The following is a 10,392-nucleotide window of genomic DNA, read 5'->3' as shown; positions in this document are numbered from 1 at the left end:
CGACGTGGTCGTTGGCTTCGGCGGCTACGCGTCGGCGCCGGCCTATGTCGCGGCCGCGCGCGCGCACGTGCCGTACGTGGTGCACGAGGCCAACGCCAAGCCAGGGCTCGCCAACGTGCTGGGCGCGCGCCGGGCCGCCGCCGTCGGAGTGGCCTTCGCGGGGACCCGGCTCCGGGGCGGCACCGTGGTCGGGATGCCGCTGCGCCGTGAGATCGTCGACCTCGACCGCCAGGGGCTGCGCGCCGAGGCAGCTGCCCACTTCGGGCTCGACCCCGATCGTCCGACGCTCCTCGTGTTCGGCGGGTCGCTCGGCGCCCGGCAGCTCAATGCGGCCTTCGGTGGTGCCTGGCAGGACGTGCTGGACGCCGGCTGGCAGCTGCTGCACGTCACGGGGGAGAAGTCCGAGCTCGTCGATCCGGGCGTGGCAGGCTATTGCCTGCAGCGCTACGTCGATCGGATGGACCTGGCGTTCGCGATCGCCGACTTCATCGTGTCGCGCGCCGGAGCCGCCACCGTGAGCGAGATCAGCGCGCTCGGCATCCCGGCGGTATACGTCCCGTACGCGGTCGGCAACGGGGAGCAGGCACTCAACGCCGCATCCGCGGTGCGCGCCGGTGCGGCGGTCGTCATCCCTGACAGCGAGTTCACGCCCGGGCGGGTGCGCACGGAGGTCATCCCGCTGCTGGCCGATGCCGCGCGGCGCACGGCGATGACCGCGGCCGCGGCATCCGTCGGAATCCGCACCGGCACCGAGAATGTCGTGGCCCTCGTCGACCGGGCCCTTCGGGGTCAGTGACCGAGGGTTCGGGAACCGTGCCAGCGTGCCGGGGCCGAGCCCCCAGCCCGCCCGCTTAGGCTTGACAGGTCATGATCAGACCCGACCTGAGCCTTCCCATTCCCGAGTCCATCGAGGCTGCGCACTTCATCGGCATCGGCGGTTCCGGTATGTCGGGACTTGCGCGCATGTTCCTCGAGCGCGGCATCCGCGTCTCCGGATCCGACCGCGCCGACAGCCAGGCGCTGCGCGAACTCGCCGCGCTCGGCGCCCGCGTGCACGTCGGGCACGATGCCGCGAACCTCGGCGACGCCGACACCGTGATCCACACCGGGGCCATCTGGCCGGAGAACCCCGAGTTCGTGACGGCGAAGGAGCGGGGGATGCCGGTCATCCACCGTTCGCAGGCCCTGTACTGGCTCATCGGCGGCCGCCGGCTCGTCTCGATCGCCGGCGCGCACGGCAAGACCACGTCGACCGGCATGCTCGTCACCGCTCTGCAGGCGCTCGACGCCGCGCCCACCTTCGTGAGCGGCGGGGTCATCGCCCAGCTGGGCGTCTCGAGCGGCACCGGGTCGGACGATCTCGTCGTCATCGAGGCCGACGAGTCCGACGGAACCTTCCTCCTCTACGACACCTCGGTCGCGCTCATCACGAACGTCGACCCCGACCACCTCGACCACTGGGGCTCGGCCGACGCGTTCTACGACGCCTTCGCCCGATTCGCGAACGAGGCTGGCGAGGCGGTCGTGATCTCGGCCGACGATCCGGGCGCGCTCCTCGTCTCGTCGCGGATCACGCACCCGAACGTGCTGACCTTCGGGACGTCGGATGCCGCGAACCTTCGGGTCTCGGACATCCGCACCGACGGCCCGGTGGCGTTCACCCTGACCTACGGCGACGACTCGGTGACCGCGCAGCTGATCGTCCCCGGCGAGCACAACGCGATCAACGCGGCAGGAGTCGTCGCAGCGCTCCTCACGCTCGGCTTCGGACTCGAGCCCGCGATCCGCGCCGTCGAGGGCTTCGCGGGCACGGTGCGGCGCTTCGAGCTGCACGGGGTCGAACGCGGCGTGAGCGTGTACGACGACTACGCGCACCATCCCACCGAGGTAGCCGCGGCCCTCGCCGCCGCCCGCACAGTGATCGGCGACGGCCGGATCATCGCGGTCCACCAGCCGCACACCTACTCGCGGACGCAGCACATGTTCCGCGAGTTCGCCGACGTGCTCGAGCAGTACGCCGACCACACCGTGGTCCTCGATGTCTACGGTGCGCGCGAGGATCCGGTGCCGGGCGTCACGGGCGAACTGGTCAGCGGCGCGTTCGCGGATCCCTCGCACGTGCACTTCGTCCAGGACTGGCAGTCCGCCGCCGACTACACCGCCACGGTGGCACGGTCCGGCGACTACGTGATCACCCTCGGCTGCGGCAACGTCTACCAGATCATCCCGCAGGTGCTCGACGCGCTCTCGCGCACGGCCGCCGGGGAGTAGCCGGATGCGCCGGCCTTCGCCCCTGCCGCAGAGCCCGGCACCCCGCGAGGGCTCCGCCGACGGATCACCCGCACCGGGGATCAGCGAGTCCGTGGCGGTGCYGGCGCATGGGTCCGGACCCGCCGGTGCGCCTGATGCCGCGCCGGCATCAGGACCGCTGGGCACAGCGACGGCCACCATGACCGGACCGCTCATCGTGGAGCCGCACGAGGTGCAGTCGGTGGCACCGGTCATCCCGCTGGGCGCACCGCACGCGCTGCCCGAGATGGCACCCGCCGGTGAGGCCGCCGATGCGGACGACGATCCGGCGATCCGCATCCGCGACGTCTGGTCGGCCGCCCGGGCGCGTCGACGGGCGCTGCGCGCGGAGGTCCGGCGGTTCACAGGCCGCCAGCGACGGCGCAGGATGCTGTGGGTCGCGGTCGCGGCATCCGTCCTGCTCCTGGTGCTGACGACGCTCGCGCTGGCGTACAGCCCGCTCTTCGCCGTCGAGCGGATCCGCGTCGTCGGAGCCCAGCAGCTCGATGCGGCGGCCGTGGAGGCCGCGCTGTCGGATGAGCTCGGCACACCGCTGCCCCTGATCGACGAGAGTGCGGTGAAGGCCGCCCTGGTGACCTTCCCGCTCGTGCAGACGTACTCGCTCGAGGCGCGGCCACCGCACGAGCTCATGGTGCGGATCGTCGAGCGGATGCCGATCGGACTCATCCAGACGCGTGCGGGGTACACGCTGGTCGATGCCGCGGGGGTCATCCTGTCGACGACCGAGACGCCGGCACCCGGTCGCCCGCTGCTCACCGTGTCGGGCGGCACGAATTCCCGTGCCTTCGCGGCGACCGCCCAGGTGATGCGCTCGCTGCCCGCGTCGATCCGCGACCAGGTCACCGCCATCTCGGCCACGACCGCCGACGACGTCACCCTGACGCTCGGCGGCACGAACTCCCAGGTCGTATGGGGCAGTGCCGACCAGTCGGCCTTGAAGGCCAAGGTGCTCGAGACGACGATGCGCTCGCGCCCGCCCGCATCGGTGAGCGAATACGACGTGTCGTCGCCGGCCGCCATCGTGGTGCGCTGACCCGAGGGGGATCGCATCGCCGACGGATTCGCGCGGCGATGTCGCGACACGCCGACCGGCTCCGGCTCTCGTCGACGCGGCCGCATACCTTCGAGTCAGGAATTGCATACCGGGCAATTCTTTATACCTCAACATGAAGTTGAAGGTTTTTTTTCGGGGTTTCGTAGACGGAGGCCGGCATGAGCCAGAACCAGAATTACCTCGCCGTGATCAAGGTCGTCGGCGTCGGCGGCGGCGGCGTCAACGCGGTCAATCGCATGATCGACCTCGGCCTGCGCGGCGTCGAGTTCATCGCGATCAACACCGACGCACAGGCGCTGCTGATGAGCGACGCAGACGTCAAGCTCGACGTGGGACGCGAACTGACCCGCGGACTCGGTGCGGGGGCGGATCCCGAAGTTGGCCGTCGCGCAGCCGAAGACCACGCGGAGGAGATCGAAGAGGCCCTGCGCGGCGCCGACATGGTCTTCGTCACCGCGGGCGAGGGTGGTGGAACGGGCACCGGCGGCGCACCGGTCGTCGCCAAGATCGCCAAGTCGATCGGCGCGCTGACCATCGGCGTCGTGACCAAGCCGTTCTCCTTCGAGGGGCGTCGTCGGCAGCAGCAGGCCGAGACCGGCGTCTCGAAGCTGAAGGAGGAGGTCGACACCCTCATCGTGGTGCCGAACGACCGCCTCCTCGAGATCAGCGACCGCGGCATCTCGATGATCGAGGCGTTCGCCACCGCCGACCAGGTGCTCCTCGCCGGTGTGCAGGGCATCACTGACCTCATCACGACGCCGGGTCTCATCAACCTCGACTTCGCCGACGTCAAGTCGGTCATGCAGGGTGCGGGCTCCGCCCTCATGGGCATCGGCTCGGCCCGCGGCGCGGACCGTGCGATCAAGGCGGCCGAACTGGCCGTCGAGTCGCCGCTGCTCGAAGCGTCGATCGAGGGTGCGCACGGCGTGCTGCTGTCCATCCAGGGCGGATCGAACCTCGGCATCTTCGAGATCAACGACGCCGCACAGCTCGTGAAGGAAGCGGCCCACCCCGAGGCGAACATCATCTTCGGCACCGTGATCGACGACACGCTCGGCGACGAGGTGCGGGTCACGGTCATCGCCGCCGGCTTCGACAGCGGTGAGCCGACGTCGCGCATCGAGCCGATGACGGCCGCACGGGTGGCGACACCGCCGGCCGTGCCGTCCTCGCTCCCGGAGTCGATCGAGCGCCCCGTCGAGAAGGAGCCGGTGTCGGTCGGAGCCACGATCGACTCGAGCTACGACTCGGCGTTCGGCGACGACGACCTCGACATCCCCGACTTCCTGAAGTGAGATGACCGGGCGGGAGACCGCCCGGTCCCACGGATCTACCCTCGAGAGGCTCTGAAGAACGTGGATGCACTCGAGGAGCGCCTCGCGGACGTGGACGTGCGCATCGCCGATGCCGCGCGCGCGGCCGGTCGCGATCCGCGAGCGTTGACCCGCATCGTCGTGACGAAGTTCCACCCGCCGACGATCGTGGAGCAGCTGTACACCCTCGGTGTGCGCGACTTCGGCGAGAACCGGCAGCAGGAGCTGAGCGAGAAGGTCGCCGCCGTGGGCGAGCGAGACGGACTCGCGTGGCACTTCATCGGGCAGGCGCAGACCAACAAGGCGCGGGCGATCCGGGCCGCGGCATCCGTCGTTCACTCGGTGGACCGTGCGAAACTCGCKGACGCGCTCGATGCCGCTGGTGAACCGGGCCAGGCACTGGRCGTGCTCCTGCAGGTGAACCTCACCGACGACCTCGGTCGCGGCGGCGTGGCGCCGGACGATCTGCCCGCGCTGGTGGAGCATGTCGCCGGGCTGCCCACGCTGCGGGTGCGCGGAGTGATGGGGGTCGCGCCACTCGATGAGGCGCCGGCGTCGGCCTTCGCGCGGCTGCACGACAGCAGTGAGCGCGTCCAGGCATTCGTGCCGGACGCGACATGGATCTCGGCGGGCATGACCGCCGATTTCGCCGAGGCGATCGCCGCGGGTGCGACACACCTGCGGATCGGCTCGGCAATAACGGGGCCAAGGCCGGTGCCCCGTTAGCCTCGAACCAGGACGGCGAGCACACACGGAGGATGCGATGTCGAACCCGCTCAAGAAGACCATGGTGTACCTCGGTCTGGCCGACGAAGAGGAAGCCTACGAGGAGCCTGTGGCGCAGCCGACCGGACGCAAGAGTGTCCAGGCCGTCGAGAAGGACGCGACGGTGACGCCGCTGCATCGACCCACGGTCGTGCGTCAGCCCGCGCCCTCCACGATCAGTGAGATCCTCACGGTGCACCCCAAGCAGTACCGCGACGCGCAGGTGATCGCCGAGAACTTCCGCGAGGGGATCCCGGTGATCATCAACCTCTCGCAGATGAGCGACGCCGATGCGCGGCGTCTCATCGACTTCGCCAGTGGACTCTCCCTCGGGCTCTATGGACGCATCGAGCGGGTCACGAGCAAGGTCTTCCTGCTCTCGCCCGAGAACGTCGCCGTCTCCGGCGACGGCGGTGTGGCGCAGGCGGACCCTGAGTCGGTCCCCTTCGCGCCGTAGACCGTGGAAGCCATCCGCGTCATCGCGGCCGTCCTGAACACGCTTCTGCTGCTCTACATCCTTGTGCTGCTCGTGCGCATGGTGCTGGACTGGATCCCGTTCTTCAATCACGAATGGCGCCCCAAGGGCGCCGGCCTGGTAGCAGCCGAAGTGGTCTACACCGTGACCGATCCGCCATTGAAGATGTTCCGCCGCGTCATCCCGCCGCTGCGCGTCGGGCAGGTGGCGATCGACTTCGGGTTCTCGATCACGATGCTGCTGTGCCTGGTGCTGCTGTCGGTGACCCGCTCCTTCGCCGGCTGACAGCGACCTGCCAGGCAATCCTTCGACAGCCCAGAGGACCCGCGACTATGCTTGCCTGGGATGGTCTGCCGGAGACGGCAGCCGAAGCCCGAATTCTGCCGGCGACCTGAGCGCTCGAAAGAGGAACCACCATGGCATTGACCCCCGATGACGTCGTCACCAAGCAGTTCCAGCACGTCCGCTTCAAGGAGGGCTTCGACCCCGACGAGGTCGACGACTTCCTCGACGAGATCGTCGTCGAGTGGCGCAAGACGATCGCTGAGAACGACGAGCTGAAGGCCAAGGTCGCGCAGCTGGAGTCCGGCGGAGCGACCGCAGCGCCGGCTGAGGAGGCTCCCGCACCGGCTGCCGAGGCGCCTGCGCCCGCGCCGGTGTCGGCTGCGGCCCCTGCTGCCGCCACCGCGGGCATCATCGAGCTCGCCCAGCGCCTGCACGACGAGCACATCGCCGAGGGTCGCGCCCAGCGCGACCAGCTCGTCGCCGATGCGCAGGCCCAGGCCGCGTCGATCCTCTCCGATGCTGAGGCACGCGGACGCGATGAGATCGCCCGGCTCGAGCGCGAGAAGGCGAATCTCGAGACCCGCATCACCGACCTCCGCGTGTTCGAGCGCGACTACCGTGCGCAGCTGCGCAACTACATCGAGGGCCACCTGCGCGACCTCGAGACCTCGGCCAACGCGTCCGGCCCCACGCCGGTCTCGGCCATCGGTCTCTAGGCCGAGCCTTTGACAGGTCGAGCCCCGCTCCATCAGGCGGCGGCCGGCATCACGATCGCGATCCTCGCGGTCCTGGTGCTGGCCGCCGACCAGTTCACCAAGTACCTGGCGATCGAGAACCTCCCCCCGGAGGAGCCGGTGCACGTCATCGGCGACTTCCTGATCTTCTATCTCGTGCGCAACCCCGGTGCCGCGTTCTCGCTCGGCGAGGGCGTCACCTGGCTCTTCACGATCGCCTTGGCCGTCGTGGCCGGCATCATCGTCTGGCTGGCCGCCACCAGGGTGCGCTCGCGGCTCTGGGCGGTCGCGCTCGGCCTGCTGCTGGGCGGAGTGCTCGGCAATCTGACCGATCGGCTCTTCCGGCCACCGGCATTCGCGGTCGGGCATGTCATCGACTTCATCCACACGCCGTGGATGATGCCGGCGATCTACAACGTCGCCGACATGTTCATCGTGACGATGATGATCGGCATCGCCCTGCTCGTCCTGGTCGGTGTGCACCTCGACGGCACGCGCCATCAGCGCGACGTCGTCGTGGCCGAGGCTGAGAGTTCGTCGTCCGCCGAGGCAGAGGCCCCCGGTTCGAAGGACTGACGATGGAATCACGCAGTCTTCCGGTGCCTGACGGACTCGACGGCGTACGCGTCGATGCCGCGCTCGCGAAGATGCTCGGCTTCTCGCGGACATTCGCCGCCGAGGTCGCCGAGGCCGATGGTGTGCGCCAGGACGGCCGGGTCCTCGGCAAGTCCGACCGGCTTCGCGGCGGCGCCTGGCTCGAGGTGGAATGGCAGGCGCGTCGCGATCCCGAGGTGATACCGATCGAGGTGCCGGATCTGGGCATCGTCTACGACGACGATGACATCGTCGTGGTCGACAAGCCGACCGGCGTCGCCGCCCACCCGTCCGTCGGGTGGGAGGGCCCGACGGTGCTCGGCGCGCTGGCCGGCAGCGGATTCCGCGTCGCCACGACGGGCGCAGCGGAGCGGCAGGGCATCGTGCATCGCCTCGATGTCGGCACGAGCGGTCTTATGGTGGTCGCCAAGACCGAGCACGCCTACACGGCCCTCAAGCGCGCCTTCAAGGAACGCGAAGTGGAGAAGATCTATCACGCGGTGGTTCAGGGGCATCCCGATCCGCTGGCCGGAACGATCGACGCGCCGATCGGGCGTCACCCGACGCACTCCTGGAAGTTCGCGGTCACCCCCACAGGCAAGGACTCCGTCACGCACTACGAGACGCTCGAGGCGTTTCCCGGCGCCTCGCTGCTGGAGATCCATCTGGAGACGGGGCGGACGCACCAGATCCGCGTGCACATGGCCGCGCACCGGCATCCGTGCGTCGGCGATCCGCTGTACGGCGCCGACCCGACGATGTCGGCCCGGCTGGGTCTCACGAGGCAGTGGCTGCACGCGCACCAGCTCTCCTTCGCCCACCCGCGTTCGGGCGACTGGGTGACCTTCTCTTCCGCGTATCCCGCTGATCTCGCCCACGCGCTCGAGGTGCTGCGCAGCGACTGAGGCGCGCAGGCATGCCGCCCGCGTGCCGGTCGGCATACCTGGACGGTGTCGGATGCCGGTGGCACAGTGTCTGCCATGGCCATCGAGGTGCGTCCGGCGAATGTGTTCGAGGACGTCAGGACGATTGTCGGCCCGAAGAATCCCGATTCGAACGTGTGCTGGTGCCTGAGCTATCGCATACCGTCGAAGGAGCATCTCGCCTTGCGCGGCCCCGAACGCGGAGAGCGCGTACGGCGCCTCATCGACGAGGTGGGAGCGATTGGCGTCCTCGCCTACGACGAGGCCGATGTCGTCGGCTGGGCGGCGGTCGCCCCGCGTACGGACACGCACTTCGCGACGTTCCGGAAGATCCCGCACGTCGACGACCTCGACGTGTGGTCGGTGTGGTGCATCCGCGTGCGTCCGGGGCACCGGGGCAAGGGCATCTCGCATGCGCTCCTCGATGGCGCCGTCGCGTTCGCGAAAGAACGCGGGGCACCTGCCATCGAGGGCTACCCCGTCGACAACCAGGGGGCGAAGGTCGACCTGACGATGGCGTACGTCGGTACGCGGTCGCTCTTTCAGAAGGCCGGGTTTCACAAGGCTGCGAACACCGACTCGGTGCTCAGCGGGTTTCCCCGCGTGCTCATGCGCCTCGACTTGCGCTGACGGGTGGTCAGAAGAGCGACCCGAGCACGTCCAGGCGCACCTGGGCGGCGATCGCGATGATCGCGTAGTCGACGATCGTGATGAGCGGAGCCCAGGCGAGGATGAAGGCGCCCACCCGTCGAGGCGACGAGCCCCACACGCCGTCGCGCAGCGACCAGCCGAGCGTGAACCAGAACAGCGGGATCGTCACGAGCCAGATGATCATGCACCAGGGGCACAGCGACCCGTACTCGAAGACACTCCGCCAGGCGAAGAAGTGCACCAGCACGAATCCGCCGAGCACGAACACGCTGTAGACCCGCCAATACCAGGTGCGCAGACCGGTGGGCGCGGCGAGCGCGCTGACGCCGGCGTAGACGGGACCGCAGAAGAGCACGATCCCGAGAATCGAGTTGCTGAAGCCGAGCAGGTTGCCGCCCGGGGAGAGGAGGTTCGGTCCGCACGTGACGATGGGGCTGATCGAGCACGAGATGAGCGGCTTCGCGTCGGTGAGCTGGCCGATGTATTCGAGATAGAGCAGGAAGGCGACGATGCCGCCCAGGGCTCCCGCGACGATCCAGAAGATCGCGAGACCGCGTGGAGGACGGATGAGCGTGGCTGTACCCGGGGAATGCGTGGCTGACGAAGTCGAGACCATCATGCGGCTATTCTGGCCGCGTCCCACCCCCGGCGGGGCCTCGCATCACCGGAGAAATCCAGCCGCAAAGCGCGGCGCCCGGGTGGCCGGGTTCAGCGTCCGCCCTCGAAGCGCGCGGCCACGACGGTCGCTGTGGCGGCCTCGATGCGTCGGCGCATGTCATCGGAGATGTCGGTCAGAGCATCGACCGGGTGCCACGCGAGATCGCGCATCTCTCCGTCGACCGGCACGGGCTCGCCCGAGACCCAGGAGCAGCGGAACGTCAGGTCGAGGTAGTCGCTCTGGTCGCCGTTCTCGTAGGTGACCCGCGGGATCTGGTGCACCCAGGCCAGGTGCTCGGCGCGGATCTTCACCCCCGCCTCTTCGAGGGCCTCACGCACGGCGGCGTCGGCCGGCTCCTCGCCGGGGTCGACGATCCCGGTGATCGGAGTCAGTGCGCCGTTGTCGGTGCGCCGTCCGAGCAGCACCTCGTCGCCCCGCAGGATGACGGCGGTCACACCGACCAGGGGGAGGGGCGCAGTGCCGACGAGGCGGCGGAGTTCGAGCACGAAGTCGGGAGTCGGCATGCCGCCACGATAGCCGGGGCTCGTCAGACCCCGACCGTAGACTCGTCGGGTGGCAGCCGACTCCTTCGTTCACCTGCACGTGCACAGCGAGTACTCGATGCTCGAC

General features: G+C 69.3%; 13 protein-coding genes. 11 read left to right on the top strand and 2 right to left on the bottom strand.

From position 1 onward, the window contains the following. The 11 genes from AC1DVT_RS13895 to AC1DVT_RS13845 form a co-directional block, all read left to right on the top strand. Positions 1-796 (top strand): UDP-N-acetylglucosamine--N-acetylmuramyl-(pentapeptide) pyrophosphoryl-undecaprenol N-acetylglucosamine transferase (locus tag AC1DVT_RS13895; protein WP_477389641.1); only part of this gene is annotated, 796 nt, incomplete at its 5' end. 71 nt (positions 797-867) lie between these two features. Then, on the top strand, positions 868-2,271 hold the full coding sequence (murC, locus tag AC1DVT_RS13890; RefSeq protein WP_477389640.1) for a UDP-N-acetylmuramate--L-alanine ligase: 1,404 nt from the start codon (positions 868-870) through the stop codon (positions 2,269-2,271). Between the two features lie 178 nt (positions 2,272-2,449). Then, on the top strand, positions 2,450-3,343 hold the full coding sequence (locus tag AC1DVT_RS13885; protein WP_477389639.1) for a cell division protein FtsQ/DivIB: 894 nt from the start codon (positions 2,450-2,452) through the stop codon (positions 3,341-3,343). A 179-nt stretch (positions 3,344-3,522) separates the two neighbouring features. Then, positions 3,523-4,659 (top strand): cell division protein FtsZ, encoded by a 1,137-nt coding sequence (gene ftsZ, locus AC1DVT_RS13880; protein ID WP_457098244.1) that lies wholly within the window; start codon positions 3,523-3,525, stop codon positions 4,657-4,659. Positions 4,660-4,719: 60 nt separating this feature from the next. Continuing rightward, positions 4,720-5,403, top strand: a complete 684-nt coding sequence (locus AC1DVT_RS13875; RefSeq protein ID WP_477389638.1) for a YggS family pyridoxal phosphate-dependent enzyme — start codon at positions 4,720-4,722, stop codon at positions 5,401-5,403. A gap of 37 nt (positions 5,404-5,440) precedes the next feature. Further along, positions 5,441-5,899, top strand: coding sequence for a cell division protein SepF (locus AC1DVT_RS13870; protein WP_457098246.1), 459 nt, complete (start codon positions 5,441-5,443; stop codon positions 5,897-5,899). A gap of 3 nt (positions 5,900-5,902) precedes the next feature. After that, positions 5,903-6,202, top strand: a complete 300-nt coding sequence (locus AC1DVT_RS13865; protein ID WP_457098247.1) for a YggT family protein — start codon at positions 5,903-5,905, stop codon at positions 6,200-6,202. Between the two features lie 131 nt (positions 6,203-6,333). After that, positions 6,334-6,918 (top strand): DivIVA domain-containing protein, encoded by a 585-nt coding sequence (locus tag AC1DVT_RS13860; protein ID WP_477389637.1) that lies wholly within the window; start codon positions 6,334-6,336, stop codon positions 6,916-6,918. 9 nt (positions 6,919-6,927) lie between these two features. Then, complete coding sequence (gene lspA / locus AC1DVT_RS13855) at positions 6,928-7,512, top strand: signal peptidase II (protein ID WP_477389636.1); 585 nt, start codon at positions 6,928-6,930, stop codon at positions 7,510-7,512. Between the two features lie 2 nt (positions 7,513-7,514). Continuing rightward, positions 7,515-8,435, top strand: a complete 921-nt coding sequence (locus AC1DVT_RS13850) for an RluA family pseudouridine synthase (protein ID WP_477389635.1) — start codon at positions 7,515-7,517, stop codon at positions 8,433-8,435. A 75-nt stretch (positions 8,436-8,510) separates the two neighbouring features. Further along, complete coding sequence (locus tag AC1DVT_RS13845; RefSeq protein WP_477389634.1) at positions 8,511-9,083, top strand: GNAT family N-acetyltransferase; 573 nt, start codon at positions 8,511-8,513, stop codon at positions 9,081-9,083. Positions 9,084-9,090: 7 nt separating this feature from the next. Here the strand turns inward: AC1DVT_RS13845 and AC1DVT_RS13840 are convergent, their stop codons facing one another. Together AC1DVT_RS13840 and AC1DVT_RS13835 are read right to left on the bottom strand one after the other, a co-directional pair. Then, positions 9,091-9,723: a vitamin K epoxide reductase family protein gene (locus AC1DVT_RS13840; RefSeq protein WP_477389633.1), complete on the bottom strand. Its 633-nt coding sequence runs from the start codon at positions 9,721-9,723 to the stop codon at positions 9,091-9,093. 89 nt (positions 9,724-9,812) lie between these two features. Then, the gene (locus AC1DVT_RS13835; RefSeq protein ID WP_477389632.1) at positions 9,813-10,286 is read right to left on the bottom strand and encodes an NUDIX hydrolase; all 474 of its coding nucleotides are present in this window, start codon (positions 10,284-10,286) and stop codon (positions 9,813-9,815) included. Between the last annotated feature and the right edge of the window lie 106 nt (positions 10,287-10,392).

The sequence above is a fragment of the Microbacterium sp. P2_F9 genome (assembly GCF_056403635.1).
The sequence above is the reverse complement of the archived record's forward strand: the minus strand, read 5'-3'. Positions and strand labels throughout refer to the sequence as shown.